This window comes from Salinisphaera sp. PC39, from assembly GCF_040361335.1.
Taxonomy (GTDB): domain Bacteria; phylum Pseudomonadota; class Gammaproteobacteria; order Nevskiales; family Salinisphaeraceae; genus APNM01.
In genome coordinates this window covers 42,444-60,585 of sequence record NZ_APNM01000018.1, presented here as the reverse complement: position 1 = coordinate 60,585, position 18,142 = coordinate 42,444, and the positions used below count along the sequence as shown (strand labels likewise).

The window sequence follows — 18,142 nt, the reverse complement described above, 5'->3', positions numbered from 1 at the left end:
CGCTGCAGACCTGAGGGCACGGTCATCTGTCACAGTGGTGGGCCGTACGCGATCGGGTTGCTGCCGCTGATCAGCAGCGGGTGACCATTGATGCACAAACACCGGAGGTCCGCGCCATGACCGTTACCCAACCAACGCCTGCCGATTGGCCCGAGATTGTCTACGGCACCGCCTGGAAAGGCGAGCGCACCGCCGAACTGGTCCGCCTTGCCCTGGCCTGCGGTTATCGCGCCGTCGATACCGCCGGGCAGCCGAAGCATTACTACGAGCCGGGCGTGGGGGCCGGCATCGCATCCGCATTCGACGAACTGAAACTCCAGCGCGACGATCTGTTTCTACAGACCAAGTTCAGCCCCGTCATGGCCCAGGGGTGCGAGATTCCCTACGATACCGGCGCCCCGTCGGCCGAACAGGTTGAACAGTCGCTGGACCAGTCGCTGACCAATCTGGGCACCGAGTATCTGGACAGTTATCTGCTGCACGCGCCGCAGGGCGCCCGCGGCCTGGCGGACGCCGACTGGGCGATCTGGGAAGCGCTGGAAGCCGCGTATGAACGCGGTCAGGTCCGCCGGATCGGCATCAGTAACGCGGCCGTGCCACATCTGGAGGAACTGCTTACGCACGCCCGGATACCGCCGGTAGCGGTGCAGAACCGCTGTTTCGCCCGCGACGGCTGGAACCGCGATGTGCGGGCGCTGTGCGCCGAACACGGCATTGCCTATCAGGGCTTTTCGCTGCTGACCGCGAATCCGGGCGTCGCCGAGGACGCCACCGTGCAGAAGCTGGCGAACCAGCTCGAGGCCACGCCGGCCCAGATCGTGTTCGCGTTTGCCCGTGCGGTCGGCATGGTGCCGCTGACCGGGACCACCAGCGAGCAGCACATGGCCGATGATCTGGCCGCGTGCGAACTATCGCTGGACGCCGATGCGGTCGCGGCCGTCGAGCGGGTCGGCTTGTAGCGGGATGGTTGCCGTCAGGCCGGCTCCCGAATCGGGAACAGCCAGTCGTAGGCCAGGTTGTAGACGTAGGTGTAGACCAGATAGAACACCATCAGCGACAGGCTCATGTTCAGCGCCTGGATCACGCCGCGGTCCAGCCACCACATCACCGGCGGCAGCGTGAGCAGCAGCATGCCGAACTCGAAGATGAAAGCATGCAGCACACGCTCGGACAGGGTCTTGCGCACCCGGCCCAGCATTCGCCACATGGCGTGGTCGAACCAGAGGTTGTAGACATAGTTCCAGGCCGTGGCCACCAGCGACAGGGCGATCGCCAGCGAACCCACCCGCATCAACTCGGCGTCGAACGCCCAGCTCGCCAGCGGCCCCACCATGAGCACGCCGATGACCTCGAAACATACGGCGTGGCGAATCCGATCCGCGATCGAACGCATGGCAACCTCGACGGAAAGTGGATGCACCCGGCAGTACGGGCGATAACGGCACCCGGAGCGGTCCAATGGCATGCCGCCCGGATGTGAGCCGGTAACCGCACGACAGGAATCGCTGGAGATCACTATTCGATCACTGACCCAGCGCATGATGCAAAAAACGTGGTCGTCATGAGTGCTGCATGGCACGAGCGGCCAGTACTGTCAGACTCGTTTCGCAGGTTGATCCAGATCAATCCAGGCGCGCTGTATCCATGGCATGATCATGGCCGGGACGATATGAAATGCGCATGCCACACGCCATATTGATCGTGATCCTGGCGATTACGCTGACGGTACCGAGCACAGTCGCGGCATTCACGGGGCTCCATTGCCCGGCGATGACACCCGGCGCCAACACGACGCCTGCGATAGCGCAGCAGAACGGTTACGCGCAGGTCGCAGCGGACTGCGGCTGCGATATCGAATGCGCCGTCTCTTGTGCCGCCATCCCGCTTCCGACTGGCAGCCACGCCGCAACCCGTACTGCCACACAGGCCGGCTGCCGGGCCGCGCACGCGCCCGAGACCTTACCCGCCCACCGCACGGATCGCATCCGACCCCCGTCCCTGCCCCACGTCTGATGTCGGCGCCGCCGCGGCTTGCCCGCCGTCCGGTGCCCATCGACAGCCATACGCAATGATGCAATCCAGGGTGCGCCCGAAAGGGGCGATGCCCGTTTTCCACCATGACGCCAAAGGAGCACAGTCATGAAAACACTGGCCATCACCACGATCCTGACCTTCGCGCTGGCCCTGCCGCTCGCGCATGCCGGCGAGGCCCATGACTCGGGCAGGCACGGCAACGGCTCGGGCATGGGTATGCACAAGGACACGACAGAGAAAAGCGGCATGCATGAGCACATGCAGGCAATGCGCCAGACCATGCAGCAGATCCACGAGACCGAGGACCCGGAAAAACGTCAGCGCCTGATGAAAAAGCACATGCAACAGATGCATGAAGCCATGGGCAATATGCACGGCATGATGGGCGACGACGCCAAGCACCAGAAGATGCAACAGATGGACCCGGAGAAGCGTCAGCAGATGATGCACAAGCACAAGAAGATGATGCAGGAGATGATGGAGCAGATGCAGGCGCACATGCAGGCCCAGGAGTCGATGGACCAGGACGATTAGTCCTTGAGCGTTCCCGGGGTGTCCAGCAATGGGCACTCCGGGGCCTTTTACACACGTTGAACAAGGAGAACAACGCATGATGCACGACACGATGTGGTTCGGCGGGCACTGGCTGTTCATGCTGCTGTGGGTCGCCATCATCCTGCCGCCGTTCTGGCAGATCTTTTCCAAGGCCGGCTTTTCGGGCTGGCTCAGCCTGCTGATGCTGATTCCGCTGGCGAATCTGGTGGTGCTGTATATCGTCGCCTTTGCCGAGTGGCCGGCATCCAAGCCAGCGGCCGGCCAGCACGATGACAGCGCCCGCGGCGACTAGCCCAAAGCTTGCCGGCTGCCGGTGCTGAACGCAGGGTCCCGGCGTGAGCGAGCCGCGCTGGCGAATTGCGGCGGGCACGGGCCTGTTCGGCGTGTTTGCCGTTGCCGCCCTGGTGCTGTGGCAGACGGGGCTGCTCGCGCAAGCGCTGGACGGCGAGACCCTCGAACGGCTGGTAACCGGACTGGGACCGGCCGGCCCCGCACTGATCGTCGGCCTGATGACGGTGGCCATCGTCATGAGCCCGATCCCGAGCGCGCCGATCGCGCTCGCAGCCGGCGCCGCCTACGGTCACGGCTGGGGCACGCTGTATGTCGCCGCCGGCTCCGAGACAGGGGCGCTGATCGCCTTCGGTATCGCCCGCCTGGTCGGCTACGAGGCGCTGCGTGCGCGTCTGGGCGATCGCGTGGATTCCGCCGGCGTGCTCAATCGCTTCATGACATCCCAGAACACGCTGATGGCGGTTGTCTTCGCCACCCGGCTGCTGCCGTTCGTCTCCTTCGACATCATCAGCTATGCGGCGGGCCTTACGCCGCTCGCACTCTGGCGCTTTGCGGTCGCCACCCTGCTGGGCATTCTCCCGGCCAGCTTCGCTCTGGCCCACTTCGGCGGCGAGGTGGCCACCGGCGATCTGTACGGCGCCTTCCTGACGGTGCTGGCGCTGGGGCTGATTACCCTGCTGCCGCTGATCTGGCGGCTACTTCCCGCACGCCGACGCACAGCCGTCCGGCAGTGGTTTGAATCCCGGCAGGACTGCAATGAACGATAGGCCCATCCCGGAACTTGACAGCTTCGCTAGCTTGGTGGTGGTGACGTTCCATCACCGGTTTCACAACAATCCTTGCACAAGAGGACATGGACCATGACCAATGCAACACAAGCCACGGATTGGCTGCGCATCGCCCCGCTGGGCAACAGCCTGTCGCTGCTGTTGCTGATCAGCTACCTGCTGTGCGTGGGCTTCGGCCTGATCGCGCCGGATTCCATGCGGATGTACGAGGCTTGGGCACCCCTGCTGCCCGGCTTCGAGTGGCTGAGTTTCTCCGGTTTCATCATCGGGTTGATCGAGGCCTATCTGTACGGCTGGTATCTGGCGATTCTGTTCGTGCCGCTGTACCGCTGGTTCAACCGCAGCGCCTGATCTGCCGGAACGCTGGCCGCGGGGCGGCGCGCTGCGCCCCGCGGCCATTGCAAGCCGACATACCCAAACCCGCTGAACAGGGAACGCACCATGGCCGCGCTCGACGGGGTGAAAAACGCCCATCACGTGCACGCCTGGGCGCTGACCAGCGGGCGCTACGTGTTCTCCGGGCACCTGCGCATCGCCGAGGACGCCGACACCCAGGCGGTGCTGAAGGCGGCGCACGGCATGTTGAAAGACCGGTTCGGCTTCTTCTTCGCCACGTTACAGGTGGAAAGCACCTGCCTGGATGAATCCGGCGCCGAGGCGATCGATATCACCCGCGCGCCGCCGGGCGAGGGCCAAGCATGAAGACCCTGCTGCTGTTGGCCCTGATCACGGTCTCCGAGGCGACCATCGGCGTGTTCGTCAAGCTCACCGACGGGCGGATCCCGATCCAGACCCTGACCTTCTACGCCATGGCCTGCGCGGCGGCCTTTTTGTTCGTCGCGCGCACCCTGGCCAGCGGTCAACGGCCGCGGTTTCCCAAGGGCAACGTCAAGGACACGGCCATCATCGGCGTGCTGATCGCGGCCCAGGGCGGGGTGTTCAACTTCGCCATGTCGCTGGTGCCGATCGCCAATGCGGTGATCTTCTGGAGCATCGCGCCGTTTTTCGTGTTCATCTTCTCGGCGCTGTTCCTGGGCGAAAAAGCCAAAAAGAGCTATATCCTGATCTTCGGTATCGCCCTGACCGGCATCGCGCTCGCCAACCCGCTCGGCGGCGGCTACATGCTGGGCAACTTCGTGGCCCTGGCCACCGGCGCGATCTACGCCGCGATGGTCACCTACATGCGCTACGAGGGCAAGACCGAGACCGGCAACGACATCGCCTGGTCGCTGCTGGTGGCCGCATTGGTGCTCTCGCCCTTCCTGTTGGTCTCCGGGCCCGGCGAGATTACCGCGATGATCGACTACCCGGCGCTCGGGGTCGACCTGCCGGTGCTGCTGTGGGCGCTTGGCCTGGGCGTGGTCTCCACCGGCTTTGCCTATTTCGGCATCTCGATCGTATTGAAGTCGCTCAACGCCAACGTCTATGCGCTGGTCGACATCATCGTCTCGCCGGTGGTGGCCTCGACCCTGGGCTTTCTGATCTTCGCCGAGGTGCCTGGGCAAGGCATGATCTATGGCGGCGCGCTGCTGCTGGGCGCCGGCTTCTGGCTGACGCGGGAAATGTCGCGCGGCCGGGAAAACCAGCCGGTGCCCCCCTGCCACAGCACACCGGCCTGCGCCGTCTGAAACGGAACAGGTCCGTGTTCAACTCATACCGGGGATTACCAATCATGACCCACGACACAATCTGGTTCGGCGGCCACTGGCTGTTCATGCTGTTGTGGATCGCCATCATTCTGCCACCCTTCTGGAAAATCTTTGTCAAGGCGGGTTTCTCGGGATGGTTGAGCCTGCTGCTCCTGATACCGATAGCCAATCTGGTGGTCCTGTACATCGTCGCGTTCACGGACTGGCCATCGCTCCGCCGCGGGCAGGCACGTCCAGCCGATTCGGGCGGCATGCCGGGTCGCTAACAGAGCCCGGTGTCCGCGTTCGAGCTGGCGATCCCGTTCGTACCGCTGTACCCGCTGTTTATTACTCCGGCGACAATACAGACAAACAATTTCCGGAGTAATAACGCGGGCCAGGGATGGCCCGCCGGGGCCGTATGGCCCCGTGAGCACGGCGCGGACACGCGCCGCGCCATGCGTGGCCAAATCGCGAAAGGACTTCGCGTATTCGGCCACCGAGGTAATAACTCTATCCGCAACGCCCGAAGGTCACCGGCCGGTGCCGGATTGCCGCAACGGGAGTGGCGCGGCCATGGAGGAACCGATCGCAAGTTGATCTGGATCAATCCCGGCGCCAAGTCTGTCTGTGAGGATGGCGTCATCAGGCAGCCGGACGCGAGGCGCGGCGCGGGTGGCATCGAGACAACGAAAACAGGCGGAGACGACCATGCGGTTCGAACAGGTAAAGGACGTGCTGCACCACGTCATCGATTTCCACAAGGCCCTGGCCTCGGACTACCGCAAGCTCGCCGGCGAGGCTAAGGACGAGCGCGTGCGCCTGCTGCTGCGCTATCTGGCCGATCACGAGAACAAAATGCGCCAGGGCTTGGCGCGCTATACCGAGGGCGAAGCCCACAACGTGCTCGACACCTGGATGCAGAACACACCGTACCTGGAGCAGCCGCACGTCATGGAAGAGTTGCGCCAATGCCTGGCCTGCACCACGGTCGAGGATATCGCCACCACCGCCGAACGCATCCACACCACCCTGGAACACCTCTACCGCGAGCTGGTGTCGGCCTCGGAGATCGACGAGGAGCGCGAGTTGTTCCAATCGCTGGCCGACTTCCAGAACGCCGAGATCCGGCGGCTGGTTCGGAACACCGCTCGAATGGACTTCTGAGCGCCGGTTCCAGCGACGGCTCACTTGACTCCGTAGCCTGTTACGGCATTTAGAATGTTGTAATCAATCGTCCGCCTTGAGCGACTGCTGCCAGCACAAGCACGACCCGGGTTGCAATTATGAACCGATCGGTCCTATAGTGAATCCATGAGCATCGGCCGCCCCCGCCAATTCGATCCGGACCGCGCCCTGGAGCGGGCCATGGAGACCTTCTGGTCCCAGGGCTACGAAGCCACGTCGCTGCAGGACCTGCTGGCCGCCATGAGTCTCTCCAAGAGCAGTCTCTACCAGAGCTTCGGCGACAAGCCGCGCCTGTTCGACCGCTGTCTCAGGCACTATGCCAGGGAGCGCGAGAGCGCCTTGCTGGAAAGCCTCGAAGCGAGCGATTCCGCGCGCGCCTTCATCGAGACGACCTTCAACGCCGCCGCCGAGGGCACGGACACGGAACGAAGCCGCTGGGGCTGCCTGCTGATGAACACGGCGAGCGAGTTCGGTATGCGCGACACGCGCGTCTCGCAGGCGGTGGCCGAGGGCGTGGCCCGGTTCACACGGGTATTCCGCGCCGCCGTCGAACGGGCCCAGCGCGAGGGCGACGTGCCCGCTGACCGCGATCCGCAGGCGCTGGCCCGCTATCTGGTGACCAACATGACCGGGCTGCGGACCCTGCTCAAGGCGGGCATCGGGCGCGACGAGGCGCGGGCGGTGGTGGCGATCACGCTCAGGGCGCTGGACTGACATTTTTTTGCCCCGATATGGACCGATTGGTCCATATCGGACGACATCCAACGACAGAAGGAGAGAGAGCATGCCGCGCATTCCCTACGCCCAAGAAGGTCAGGAAGCACAGGGTGCCGCACCGGTCTATGACAACATGAAGCAGGGCATGGGCTTGGTGCCGAACGTGGTCAAGCTGCTCGGCCATTCCGGCCCCGCCACCCAGGCCCTGGGCACCATGCTGGACGCCTATTTCAACCAGCTCGGTATCGACGACAAGATCCGGGAGATCGCCTACCTGACGGCGGCCCGCTACAACGGCTGCGCCTACTGCCAGGGCCACCACGTGCCGGCCGGCAAACAGGCCGGGCTGAGCGATGCCCAGATCGACCAGCTCGACGAATCCGGGTTCGACAGCGCCGACTTCGAGCCCGCCGAGCGGGCGGTAATCCGGTTCGCGTACGAGACCACCCGCGACGTCGCTGCCTCGGATGAAGCCTTCGACGCGCTGCGTTCGCACTTCGACGATCGCGAGATCGCAGAGATCGCGTTCGTGGTCGCCAGCGGCAATTTCATCCAGCGCATCGGCAAGAACCTGGGCGTCGAGCTGGAGCAGTAACACCCGACAGACCGCCCGGCCCCGAGGGCCGGGCGTCTCCCTTCCAAGCAGGAGCGACAGCCGCATGAACGACCGCGACAAACAGGACGATCCCCTCTTCCGGCCCGCCCGCCTGGGCGCCCTCGAGCTGCCCCACCGGGTCCTGATGGCGCCGCTGACCCGGGCCCGGGCCAGTCAGCCCGGGGACGTACCCAACGACATGAACGTCACCTACTACCGCCAGCGCGCCAGCGCCGGGCTGATCATCAGCGAGGCCACCCAGGTCTCGCCGCAGGGCAAGGGCTACGCCTTCACGCCGGGCATCCATTCGGACGAGCAGATCGCCGGCTGGCGCAAGATCACGGACGCGGTGCACGCCGCCGGCGGACGCATGCACCTGCAGCTCTGGCACGTGGGCCGTATCTCCCACACCGCCCTGCAGCCGGACGGCGCCCTGCCCGTGGCCCCTTCGGCGATCCAGCCCGAAGGCGCCAAGACCTTCATCAGCGCCGACTCCGGCATGGTGGACATCCCCACCCCGCGCGCCCTGGAAGCCGACGAGATGCCGGACATCGTCGAGCAGTTCCGGCAAGGCGCCGAGAACGCCAAGGCCGCCGGCTTCGACGGCGTCGAGATTCACGCCGCCAACGGCTATCTCCTGGACCAGTTTCTGCGTAGCGGCAGCAATCATCGCACCGACGAGTTCGGCGGCTCGGTGGATAACCGGCTGCGTCTGCCGCTGAAGGTGGTAGAGGCGGTCGCGGGCGTCTGGGGCGAGGACCGCGTAGGCGTGCGCGTGAGCCCGACCGGCAGCTTCAACGCCATGCACGACGGGGATCCACAGGCGACCTTCGGTGCCTTTGCCGCCCGGCTCGACGATCTGGGCATCGCCTACATCGAGGTGGTGGAGGACTCCTTCCAGGGCAACCACGCCGACGGCCGGCCCGAGCCGATCGTCGACGCCATCCGCTCGGCCTTCCGCGGCACCTACATCGGCAACGGCAACTACACCGCGGGCGAGGCGCGTGCCCGCATCGATGCCGACCGCTGCGACCTGGTGACCTTCGGTCGGCCGTTCATCGCCAATCCGGACCTGCCGGAGCGCTTCCGCCGCAACGCACCCCTCAACGAGTGGGACAGCGCCACCTTCTACGGCGGCGACGAGCACGGCTACATCGACTACCCGGCCCTGACCGAGGACGTCGCCTGATCGGCACGCGCAGTCGAAGGAGAAAGGAACCATGGAAACGGCCAGCCTCAGCCGCCCCGCTCTCATCGCGGCAGCCGCCGCGAACGCGACTTCGGCCCGCCGGTCCGCAACCGGCGGCGACCGCGAGCGCTTCGACACCCTGGTAGCACCTCTCGTGGGCGACCTCTACCGGTTCGCCCACTGGCTCTGCGACAACCCCGCCACCGCGGAGGACGTCGCGCAGGAGACCTGCCTGCGGGCCTGGCGGTCGCTGGACAGCCTGAAGGACCCCAAGGCCGTCAAGAGCTGGCTGTTCACCACACTGCGCCGCGAGCACGCCCGGCTGCACGAGCGCAAGCGCCTGGAGATCGCGGATGATGTCGAGCCGGCCGCTGTAGCCGGCGAGGACAACAGCGGCCCGGATCACGACCTCGATCGGCAACGCTTGCGGCAGGCGATCCGCCGCCTGCCACCCGGCTACCGCAAGCCTCTGGCCATGCAGGTCCTGCTCGGCTGCAACGTGCGCGAGATCGCGCAGAACCTCGAGATCGGAGAATCGGCGGTCATGACCCGTCTGTTCCGGGCGCGCAAGAAACTCATGGCTGATTTCAAGACCGGCGCGCCCGCGCCCACCGGCCAGAGCGACACACACAAAGACGCGTAAACGAACCCTCCCCTCGGGCCTTTTTCGCCGCGGCGTTTGCTGCGGCGATCTTTTTGCGATACGCGCACCGAACACCCAAGGGGGATTTCGCAAGCGGTACGTGCCGAGCCTCCGATCCACCTCGCCCGCGAAATTCATCCTTCCGACGAACGGCCCGGCATCAAGGGCTCCCACGATCACCGCATCCGGGCAAGCATATCCCGGCGCGGGCGGTCCTCTAAGCAAGAGACCCATGCCCGCGGAAGCTACCCATGCCATGCCGAATCGTGTCGATCCTCCTGGTCTGCCTGCCGGCGATGGCCGGGCCGGCCATCGCGGCTCCGCCTAACGGTCCGCCGCTGGTGATGACATCGTCGGGCGACCATTACTGGCAGGCCAGCCTGTCCGGCGGTCCCGGCAAGGATGGGATTCCCTCCATCGACGATCCGAACTTCGTGCCCGCCGCGCAGGCCGATGAGTGGCTGGCGGCGGGCAGCCGAATCATCGGCGTTTACCGCAACGGCGAGGCCAAGGCCTACCCCCAATCGATCCTGGTATGGCACGAGATCGTCAACGATACCGTGGGCGGGGACAGGCTGAGCGTGACCTATTGTCCCCTGACCGGCACGGCCCTCGGCTTCCTGCGCGGCACGACCGAGTTCGGGGTCTCGGGACGGTTGGTCAACAGCAACCTGATCATGTATGACCGCGACAGCGAGAGCCACTGGCCGCAAATACTGGCCTCCGCCGTGGAAGGGCCCCGCAAAGGCCGGAGCCTGCATCAGGTTCGCGTGTTCTGGACAACCTGGGACCGCTGGCGGACCCGTTATCCCGACACAAAGGTGCTCTCCAAGGAACAGACAGGGCATCTGCGAAGCTATCGCAGCGATCCATACGGCGGCTATAACCCCAGGCGCGGCTACTACGCCGAACAGTCGCCACGGGCCTTTCCGGTCATGCACGAGAGCGAACGCTATCCCCCCAAACGCGAGATTTACGGCTTTCGCACGGGTAGCGTGGCGGTCGCCGTGGATCGCGCGGCGCTGGCCAAGCATAGTGTCCTGCGTCACCGGGGCAAGCAGGCCGATTTCCTGGTTCTTCACGACCCCGGCCTGGGTACCGCCTGGGTTTACCGGGGCGAGCCCGGCGAGCTGCCCGCGGACGAAGCCCTGCGGGACCTGACCTTCACCAAGGGGGGGCCGCGGAACGAGGCGCTCAGCGGCCTGGTGGCGGCGCCCGGCTTCGAGGCGATGTGGTTCGCCTGGTACGCGTTCTACCCGGATACCGTGGTACTCGACGGCAATGCCGACTGACCGGCACCGGCACTGGCTACCGTTTTCGTGCGGCATAGGCTACGCCGTACTCTACCTGTATGCGATCGGCGATCTGGCGCCGGCATCGCCCGCCGCCTGGGACTGGCGCTTGGCGCCCGTCACGCTGGAGCGTTTGCTCGACATGCGCGCGCCCTTCCGTTTCGAGCCCGTCGCGATTCTGGACGCGGGCCACGCCGTGCTGTTGCTCAGCCCGATCAATCTGTTGCTCGCCGCGGTGCTGGCGGGGCTGATGACGGTAAACATCCACGGCGCACTGTACCTGCGCTCCCATCCGCGGGCCTGCCGCGCAAGCCGTCTCGGGCTGGCCGCCGGGACCGCGCCGGCGCTGCTGGCGGGCGGGGCCTGCTGCGCACCCAGCCTGGTCCTGCTGCTGGGTCTGCCGGGCCTGGGCGCATTTGCGGGGCTATTCGGCTGGCTGGTGCCTCTGTCCATCGCGGCCCTCGGTCTCAGCCGGATTCGGCAGCGCCGCCAAGGTGCGCCATCGCTGGTGCGCTGCCGCGGCCGAGCCGTGTGCCCGTGACCGCCTCTGCAATCGAATCCAGGTCGCCCGGGTCTTTTGGCTGAAGCGTCATTCACGTCAGACGCCCCATGCGGCGTTCTTGTTCGGGGAGATGTCCCATGCGCATGAACCTGCCGGCATTGGCATTGTTGCTTGCAAGCCTCGGCCTGGCCGGATGCGGCGACGATGCATCGTCATCCCTGACCCTCGCCGGCTCGTCCACGGTGGCCCCCCTGGCCGACGAGATTGGCAAGCGGTTCGAATCCGAGCATCCCGGCGTCGAGATCAACGTGCAGGCAGGCGGCTCGTCCCGTGGCATCGCCGACGCGCGTCGCGGCCTGGTGGACATCGGCACCGCCTCGCGCGCGCTGGCGCCGTCGGAGTCCGACCTGGTCGCGCACACCATCGCCCTGGACGGCATCGCGCTGATCGTCCACGAGGACAACCCCGTGTCCTCCCTCACGCAGGCGCAGGTGCGCGACCTCTATACCGGCGCAGTCGGGAAGTGGGCCGCCGTAGGCGGCGAGCAAGCGCCGGTCACGGTCGTGAACAAGGCCGAGGGCCGGGCCACTCTGGCAGTGTTCCTCGAGCACTTCGATCTGGCCGGTCCCGACATACAGGCGGACGTCGTGGTCGGCCACAATCAACAGGCGATCAAGACGGTGGCCGGCAACCGCCACGCCATTGCCTACGTCTCCATCGGCACCGCCGAGTACGAGGCCGCCCACGGCTCGCCGATCCGGTTGCTGGCGCTCGACGGAGCCGCGGCCACCTCCGAGAATGTGCGCGGCGGCCGTTATCCCCTGGTGCGGGAGCTGAACCTCGTGACCCGGCCGAACCCGTCGGGCCTGGCGAAGGCATTCATCGACTACGCCCGGTCGCCGGCGGTCCAAGACCTGATCAAGCAACTGCACTTCATTCCCGCCGGCTGACATGAGGCGTTCCGACCTCGTCCTGGAGTGGAGCCTGCGCGCCTGCGCCGCACTGGCGGCGCTGATCGTTGCATTCATCTTCTATTTCCTGCTGTGCGAGTCTGGCGACGCCGCCCTCGGGATCGGCCTGGCACGCTTCGTCGACGACCCCTCCTGGCACCCCGCCGCCGAAGCCGAGACCGGGACCTTCAACCTCCTGCCAATGGTGGCCGGCACGCTGCTGGCCGCCGGCGGCGCGGTCCTGCTGGCTACCCCCCTGGGGCTGCTCTCGGCGCTGTTCTGCCGCTATTTCGCGCCGCCCACCCTGGCAGGGCCCTACCGGCGGCTTATCGAGTTGCTGGCCGGCATCCCTTCCGTGGTCTACGGACTCTGGGGGCTGGTGGTGCTGGTGCCGCTGATCGGCGCCTGGCAGCCGCCGGGCGCCAGCCTGCTGGCGGCCATGCTGATCCTGACCCTGATGATCCTGCCCACGGTGACGCTGTTCGCGGACGCCGCCCTGGTCGCGGTGCCCCGCGCCAACCTGCACGCAGGCGCCGCTCTGGGCCTGTCACGCTTCGGGCTGATCACAGGGGTCCTGCTGCCGGCGGCGCGCGGCGGCATTGCCACCGGCGTGCTGCTGGCGATGGGTCGTGCGATGGGCGAGACCATGGCGGTGCTCATGGTGGCCGGCAACGTGGTCCAGGTGCCGGCCAGCATATTCGAACCCGTGCGCACCCTCACCGCCAATATCGCGCTGGAGATGGCCTACGCCCTGGGTGATCACCGTGCCGCGCTGTTCTTTACGGGCCTGGTGCTGTTGCTGCTGGTCACCGCCCTGGTCACGCTGGCCGCCCGCATCGAGCGAACCCATGGCTGAGGCCGAAGCGCACTATTTCGCCGCCCGCGCCGGACGCAAGGCCGACTGGTCCGAGCGGACCCTGGCGGCACTCGTCTGGGGCACGGCGCTCGGCGTCACAGCCACGTTCCTGTGGCTGCTCAGCGATATCGTCGCTAAGGGGCTGGGCGGTATTTCCTGGGCCTTTCTTACCGATGCCGTGCATAACGCCGGCCGCGACGGCGGCATCGGCCCGGTCATCGTATCCAGTCTGCTGATCCTGGCCGTGTGCCTGGCCGCCGCGGTGCCACTGGGCGTGGCGACCGCAGTCTGGCTGGCCGAGCTGACCCGGCGTACCGATCGCCTGAGTGCCTTGGTCCGCCGTAGCCTGGATGTGCTGGCAGGCGTGCCATCGATCGTCTTCGGTCTGTTCGGCAACGCCCTTTTCGTTGTCTATCTGGGCTTGGGTTACTCGATCGCCGCCGGCGGCCTGACGCTCGCCTGCATGGTGAACCGCCCCGAGATTCCCGGAGGCTCCATTTCTTGAGAGGATGGAGCGATGAAGACGACGAAGCGGTATTCCCCGGAGGTGCGGGAGCGGGCGGTCCGGATGGTATTCGAGCATCAGGCCGAGTATGCCTCGCAGTGGGCGGCGCTGGGTTCGATTGCGTCCAAGATTGGCTGCACGCCAGAGACCCTGCGCAGCTGGGTGCGCCAAGCCGAGCGCGACCGTGGTCTGCGTGATGGCCAGACCACAGCCGAGCGTGATCGGGTTAAGGCGCTGGAGCGCGAGAATCGCGAGCTGCGCCGGGCCAACGAGATCCTGCGCAAGGCCTCGGCGTATTTTGCCCAGGCGGAGCTCGACCGCCGAGGCAAGTGATGGTGGCGTTTATCGACGACCACCGCGAGGTCTACGGTGTCGAGCCGATCTGCCGGATGTTGCCGATCGCGCCGTCGACCTACCACGTGCACAAGGCGCGCGAGCGCGATCCCAGCCGGGCGCCGGCGCGGGTGCGGCGTGATGCCTGGCTCAAGGCCGAGATCACGCGTGTGTGGCACGAGAACTTCCAGGTGTATGGAGTGCGTAAGGTCTGGCGCCAACTCACCCGAGAGGGTTTCTTGGTGGCCCGCTGCACGGTCGAGCGGCTGATGCGCGAGCTGGGCCTGGCCGGTGTGGTTCGAGGCAAGCCGATCAAGACCACCCGCCGGGATACGGCCCAGCCGTGTCCGCGGGACCTGGTCAACCGGGACTTCGCCGCGGACTATCCCAACCAGCTTTGGGTTTCGGATTTCACCTACGTGGCGACCTGGGCCGGCTTTGTCTATGTCGCCTTCGTGATCGACGCCTATGCCCGGCGCATCGTCGGCTGGCGGGTGTCCCGCACACCGCGCACGGACCTGGTGCTGGAGGCCTTGGAGCAGGCCCTGTACGAGCGTCGGTTGTCCAACGACAACAGCCTGATCCATCACAGCGACCGCGGGGTGCAATATCTATCGATTCGCTACACCGAGCGGTTGGCCGAATCGGAGATCGCGCCGTCGGTGGGCAGCGTGGGCGATTCCTACGACAACGCCTTGGCTGAGACCGTGATCGGGTTGTTCAAGACCGAGGTGATCCGCAAGCGCGGGCCTTGGCGGAATCTGGAGGCGGTGGAATTCGCCACCCTGGAGTGGGTGGACTGGTTCAACAATCGCCGGCTGCTCGAGCCCATCGGCCACGTACCACCGGCCGAGCTGGAAGCCGCCTACTATGCCCAATTCGACGAGTCCGCCATGGCGGCGTGACTCAAACCCACGAGCCTCCGGGATAACCGGGGCGGTTCATGGTCTTGCCGTTGTTCATTCGTTCCGCCGAGGAAGGCTTCCGCGCGGTGCCCGACAGCTACCGCGCGGCCGCGGCCGCGACCGGTGTCAGCCGTCTCGGTATGCTCCGCTATGTGCTGCTGCCCGCGGCGACGCCGGGTCTGGTGGTGGGCCTGGTGCTGAGCATCGGGCGCGCGCTCGCGGAGACTGCGGCCCTGTTGTTCACCAGCGGCTACGTCGCCCGCATGCCCGATTCACTGGGCGATTCCGGACGCGTCCTGCCGATTCATATCTACGACCTGTCCATGCACGTGGCCGGCGGCACCGCCAACGCCTATAGCTCGGCACTGGTGCTGATCGCAATGCTTCTGGCCATTAACGGCCTCGCGGCGCTCGCCGGCCGGCGGCTGCTGGCCCGCAACCTGATGACGACATGACCATGACCCGGACATTGACCCAAGACGCCGATCTCCCGAGCCAGCCCGCGCCGGACACCGACACGGCCCGGCGGGAGACGATCATCGACACCCGCGACCTGACCGTCAGCTACCGGGGGCGGACTGCGTTGGCCGGGGTTGACCTGGGCGTCCGGCGCGGCCGGATCACCGCCGTGATCGGCCCGTCCGGCTGCGGCAAAAGCTCGTTCCTGGCCAGCCTCAACCGGCTGACGGACCTGACCCCCGGCTGCCGCGTCACCGGGCGGGTACTACTCGACGGCCGTGACGCCCTGGCCGAGACCGGCGACCTGATCGCACTGCGCCGGCGTGTGGGCATGATCTTCCAGCAGCCGAATCCCTTTCCGCTGTCCATAGCGCGCAATCTGGACCTGCCCCTGAAGGAATTGGGCGTGCACGCCAGCAACGAGCGCCGTGATCGTGCCGAGCAGGCACTGCGCCGCGTGGGGCTGTGGGACGAGGTCCGCGACCGGCTGCAGTCACCGGCCCTGTCCCTGTCGGGCGGCCAGCAGCAACGTCTCTGCCTGGCCCGCGCGGTTGCGCTGGAACCCGAGGTGTTGCTGATGGACGAACCCTGCAGCGCGCTCGACCCTATCGCCAGTGCCACCGTCGAAGAGCTGATCCAGGATCTCAGCGGCCGTTATACGTTGGTGGTCGTGACCCACAACCTGGCGCAGGCGCGGCGCATTGCCGACGACACCGCGGTATTCTGGCAGCGCGACGGCGCGGGCCGAGTGATCGAGGCGGGCACGACCCGACAGGTATTCGAGACACCCCGCGACGAGCAGACTGCGGCGTACGTGGAAGGTCGCTGTTGCTAGAGCCGGAGACTGGAATGCCTATGTCTCTCCATCCCGATCACCACCATGCACCGGACGCGGACGGCTGCGTCGCCCGCCTCAAATTACTGGCGGACGGCATCCGCCTGGGCGTGGTACGCGAGTTGATGCGCGGCCCCCGCCACGTCGGCGAGCTGGCGACCCTGTTGCGGGCGGAGCGCAGCCTGCTGTCGCACCATCTGCGCATCCTGCGCGACGCGCGGATCGTGATCGCGGAGCGCGACGGCAAGTCGGTACTCTATCGCCTCGCAGACGGCGTGCTCGCCGGACGCCGCGCCCGCGGCGCCCTCGACCTCGGCTGTTGCCGGCTGTCCTTCGACTAGCCTGTCCCCCTGCAATCAGGTCCTGCCTCCAGCGGTCCACTTTCGGAGAGACCTCGCCCGCTAGCGAGAGGTGTGCAAACGCCGGTTCGACGCCATCGCACCTCACCCGCGGCCTCGCCCCGGCGAGCCGAGGATCGGATAACGCAATGCGCGGCCGCGAACTCTGATATACACCGGAAAAGGAGGTGGCAACAATGGATACCACACGCATCCTCAAGGCAAGCGGCGTGGGACTGGTCACCGCTGCGATAATCGCAGTGCTGATGCTGCTGGCTATCAAGCAGGGTATCTCGCCCCTGCCCGAGCCGCTGGGCCTGGCATTCGCCGAGGCGATACTGGGCACCACCCTGCCCAAGCCGGTCGGATTCCTGTTCCACGCCGCCTGGGTGATCCTGTGGACGCTGGTCTACGTGCGGCTCTCGCCCGGGATTCGGCTCTCGCACGCGCTGTACCTGGGGGCGGCCCTGTGGGCGTCGGCGCTGGTGATCTTCATGCCCATCGCCGGCTGGGGCTTTCTCGGCCTGGCTGTGACCCCCAAGCTGATCGTCGCCGCGATCGTGCCCCATGTGCTCTTCGCGCTGTTCATCTGGAGCGGCTGCCGGCTGCTCGGCATGACCGGGACCGCACGCTGATGCGCCACCGCCACCCACCGGACAATATCGACATGCAATCATCAAAAACCATCCGGCATGCCGTCGGCCTGTTGTTGCTCGCAGCGACCATGCTGCCGAATGCCGCCACGGCCGACGAGAAAGCCCGCATTCTCATAGAGCAGGCCGTGACCGGCGATCACCGCGAGGCGGACAACGCGGCCCGCGATCGCTACCGCCATCCCAAGAAGACGTTACTGTTCCTCGGCTGGGAACCCGAGATGACCGTGGTGGAGATCTGGCCCAGTTCGGGCTGGTACACCGAGATCCTGGCGCCGATCACCCGCCCGCGCGGGATCTATTACGCGGCCAACTTCGCGATGACCGCCGACCGAACCCCGGACTGGCGCAAAGACGTGCACAAGGCATTCATGGAGAAGCTGGAGGCGCACCCCGATGTCTACGACCACGTGGTGGTCACCGAGTTGTCGGTACCCGAGCGCACCACCATCGCCCCGCCGGGCACCGCCGACCTGGCCCTGACCTTCCGCAATGTGCACAACTGGATGAAGGGCGAATACGCGCCGGCCATGTTCGCGGTCATGCACCGTGCGCTCAAGCCCGGCGGCGTGCTCGGCGTGGTCGAGCACCGTGCCGCGCCGGGCACCAGTCGCGCCAAGATGGTGGAAAGCGGCTACGTGACCGAGGCGCACGTGATCGAACTGGCGGAAAACGCCGGCTTCGAGCTGGAGGCCCGCTCCGAGATCAACGCCAATCCGGCGGACGACAAGAGCCACCCCGCCGGCGTCTGGACCCTGCCGCCCAGTCTGCGCCACTGCCGGCGCATGGACCAGGGCGACCAGCGGGACCGCTGCCTGCAGCGCTACCGTGAGATCGGCGAGTCGGACCGGATGACGCTGCGCTTCCGCAAGCCGGGCTGAAGGCT

25 protein-coding genes and 1 other annotated feature are annotated in these 18,142 nt (G+C 66.4%); of the genes, 24 read left to right on the top strand and 1 reads right to left on the bottom strand.

The annotated features are described in order from the left end of the window. Window positions 1–116 precede the first annotated feature (116 nt). On the top strand, window positions 117–959 hold the full coding sequence (locus tag PC39_RS14825; protein ID WP_353254187.1) for an aldo/keto reductase family protein: 843 nt from the start codon (window positions 117–119) through the stop codon (window positions 957–959). A gap of 14 nt (window positions 960–973) precedes the next feature. On the opposite strand, the gene PC39_RS14820 is transcribed toward PC39_RS14825, so the two are convergent. Next, a complete protein-coding gene (locus PC39_RS14820; RefSeq protein ID WP_353254186.1) occupies window positions 974–1,393 on the bottom strand; it encodes a PACE efflux transporter in 420 nt (139 codons plus the stop codon). Window positions 1,394–2,139: 746 nt separating this feature from the next. Between PC39_RS14820 and PC39_RS14815 the strand changes: the two genes are divergently transcribed. The 23 genes from PC39_RS14815 (at window position 2,140) to PC39_RS14705 (ending at window position 18,137) form a co-directional block, all read left to right on the top strand. Continuing rightward, window positions 2,140–2,568 carry a hypothetical protein gene (locus tag PC39_RS14815; RefSeq protein ID WP_353254185.1) on the top strand — a complete coding sequence of 143 codons (429 nt, stop codon included), beginning with the start codon at window positions 2,140–2,142 and terminating at the stop codon, window positions 2,566–2,568. A gap of 76 nt (window positions 2,569–2,644) precedes the next feature. Continuing rightward, complete coding sequence (locus PC39_RS14810) at window positions 2,645–2,881, top strand: hypothetical protein (RefSeq protein WP_353254184.1); 237 nt, start codon at window positions 2,645–2,647, stop codon at window positions 2,879–2,881. A 43-nt stretch (window positions 2,882–2,924) separates the two neighbouring features. Beyond that, window positions 2,925–3,647, top strand: a complete 723-nt coding sequence (locus PC39_RS14805; RefSeq protein WP_353254183.1) for a TVP38/TMEM64 family protein — start codon at window positions 2,925–2,927, stop codon at window positions 3,645–3,647. A 93-nt stretch (window positions 3,648–3,740) separates the two neighbouring features. Beyond that, window positions 3,741–4,019, top strand: coding sequence for a DUF5676 family membrane protein (locus PC39_RS14800; protein WP_353254182.1), 279 nt, complete (start codon window positions 3,741–3,743; stop codon window positions 4,017–4,019). A 90-nt stretch (window positions 4,020–4,109) separates the two neighbouring features. Further along, a complete protein-coding gene (locus PC39_RS14795) occupies window positions 4,110–4,370 on the top strand; it encodes a cation transporter dimerization domain-containing protein (protein ID WP_353254181.1) in 261 nt (86 codons plus the stop codon). Further along, a complete protein-coding gene (locus PC39_RS14790) occupies window positions 4,367–5,296 on the top strand; it encodes a DMT family transporter (RefSeq protein WP_353254180.1) in 930 nt (309 codons plus the stop codon). The genes PC39_RS14795 and PC39_RS14790 overlap by 4 nt, the downstream gene beginning before the upstream one ends. A gap of 44 nt (window positions 5,297–5,340) precedes the next feature. After that, on the top strand, window positions 5,341–5,583 hold the full coding sequence (locus tag PC39_RS14785) for a hypothetical protein (protein ID WP_353254179.1): 243 nt from the start codon (window positions 5,341–5,343) through the stop codon (window positions 5,581–5,583). A 424-nt stretch (window positions 5,584–6,007) separates the two neighbouring features. Then, complete coding sequence (locus PC39_RS14780) at window positions 6,008–6,463, top strand: hypothetical protein (protein ID WP_353254178.1); 456 nt, start codon at window positions 6,008–6,010, stop codon at window positions 6,461–6,463. Window positions 6,464–6,610: 147 nt separating this feature from the next. Then, window positions 6,611–7,198, top strand: a complete 588-nt coding sequence (locus tag PC39_RS14775; RefSeq protein WP_353254177.1) for a TetR/AcrR family transcriptional regulator — start codon at window positions 6,611–6,613, stop codon at window positions 7,196–7,198. Window positions 7,199–7,268: 70 nt separating this feature from the next. After that, complete coding sequence (locus tag PC39_RS14770) at window positions 7,269–7,796, top strand: carboxymuconolactone decarboxylase family protein (protein WP_353254176.1); 528 nt, start codon at window positions 7,269–7,271, stop codon at window positions 7,794–7,796. Between the two features lie 64 nt (window positions 7,797–7,860). Next, on the top strand, window positions 7,861–8,985 hold the full coding sequence (locus PC39_RS14765; protein ID WP_353254175.1) for an alkene reductase: 1,125 nt from the start codon (window positions 7,861–7,863) through the stop codon (window positions 8,983–8,985). 31 nt (window positions 8,986–9,016) lie between these two features. Further along, on the top strand, window positions 9,017–9,628 hold the full coding sequence (locus PC39_RS14760) for a sigma-70 family RNA polymerase sigma factor (protein ID WP_353254174.1): 612 nt from the start codon (window positions 9,017–9,019) through the stop codon (window positions 9,626–9,628). A 251-nt stretch (window positions 9,629–9,879) separates the two neighbouring features. Beyond that, window positions 9,880–10,920, top strand: a complete 1,041-nt coding sequence (locus tag PC39_RS14755; protein WP_353254173.1) for a DUF3179 domain-containing protein — start codon at window positions 9,880–9,882, stop codon at window positions 10,918–10,920. Beyond that, window positions 10,910–11,461 carry a hypothetical protein gene (locus tag PC39_RS14750; RefSeq protein WP_353254172.1) on the top strand — a complete coding sequence of 184 codons (552 nt, stop codon included), beginning with the start codon at window positions 10,910–10,912 and terminating at the stop codon, window positions 11,459–11,461. The genes PC39_RS14755 and PC39_RS14750 overlap by 11 nt, the downstream gene beginning before the upstream one ends. Window positions 11,462–11,559: 98 nt before the next feature. Continuing rightward, window positions 11,560–12,372, top strand: a complete 813-nt coding sequence (locus PC39_RS14745) for a phosphate ABC transporter substrate-binding protein (protein ID WP_353254171.1) — start codon at window positions 11,560–11,562, stop codon at window positions 12,370–12,372. A 1-nt stretch (window position 12,373) separates the two neighbouring features. Further along, window positions 12,374–13,228: a phosphate ABC transporter permease subunit PstC gene (gene pstC / locus PC39_RS14740; protein WP_353254170.1), complete on the top strand. Its 855-nt coding sequence runs from the start codon at window positions 12,374–12,376 to the stop codon at window positions 13,226–13,228. Further along, complete coding sequence (locus PC39_RS14735; protein WP_353254169.1) at window positions 13,221–13,733, top strand: ABC transporter permease family protein; 513 nt, start codon at window positions 13,221–13,223, stop codon at window positions 13,731–13,733. The genes pstC and PC39_RS14735 overlap by 8 nt, the downstream gene beginning before the upstream one ends. A gap of 12 nt (window positions 13,734–13,745) precedes the next feature. Further along, a protein-coding gene (locus tag PC39_RS14730; RefSeq protein WP_353254168.1) for an IS3 family transposase occupies window positions 13,746–14,971 on the top strand; the annotation gives its coding sequence in 2 pieces (ribosomal slippage) (window positions 13,746–14,031 and window positions 14,031–14,971; 1,227 coding nt in all). After that, window positions 14,024–14,140: a sequence feature (AL1L pseudoknot), on the top strand. Its footprint overlaps the gene before it by 117 nt. A gap of 38 nt (window positions 14,972–15,009) precedes the next feature. Continuing rightward, window positions 15,010–15,426, top strand: a complete 417-nt coding sequence (locus PC39_RS14725; RefSeq protein WP_353254167.1) for an ABC transporter permease subunit — start codon at window positions 15,010–15,012, stop codon at window positions 15,424–15,426. A 2-nt stretch (window positions 15,427–15,428) separates the two neighbouring features. After that, window positions 15,429–16,265: a phosphate ABC transporter ATP-binding protein gene (locus PC39_RS14720; RefSeq protein ID WP_353254166.1), complete on the top strand. Its 837-nt coding sequence runs from the start codon at window positions 15,429–15,431 to the stop codon at window positions 16,263–16,265. A gap of 14 nt (window positions 16,266–16,279) precedes the next feature. After that, window positions 16,280–16,606: an ArsR/SmtB family transcription factor gene (locus tag PC39_RS14715; protein ID WP_353254165.1), complete on the top strand. Its 327-nt coding sequence runs from the start codon at window positions 16,280–16,282 to the stop codon at window positions 16,604–16,606. Window positions 16,607–16,800: 194 nt separating this feature from the next. After that, complete coding sequence (locus PC39_RS14710) at window positions 16,801–17,238, top strand: hypothetical protein (protein ID WP_353254164.1); 438 nt, start codon at window positions 16,801–16,803, stop codon at window positions 17,236–17,238. A gap of 32 nt (window positions 17,239–17,270) precedes the next feature. Next, window positions 17,271–18,137, top strand: a complete 867-nt coding sequence (locus PC39_RS14705) for a class I SAM-dependent methyltransferase (protein WP_353254163.1) — start codon at window positions 17,271–17,273, stop codon at window positions 18,135–18,137. Window positions 18,138–18,142: the final 5 nt, after the last annotated feature.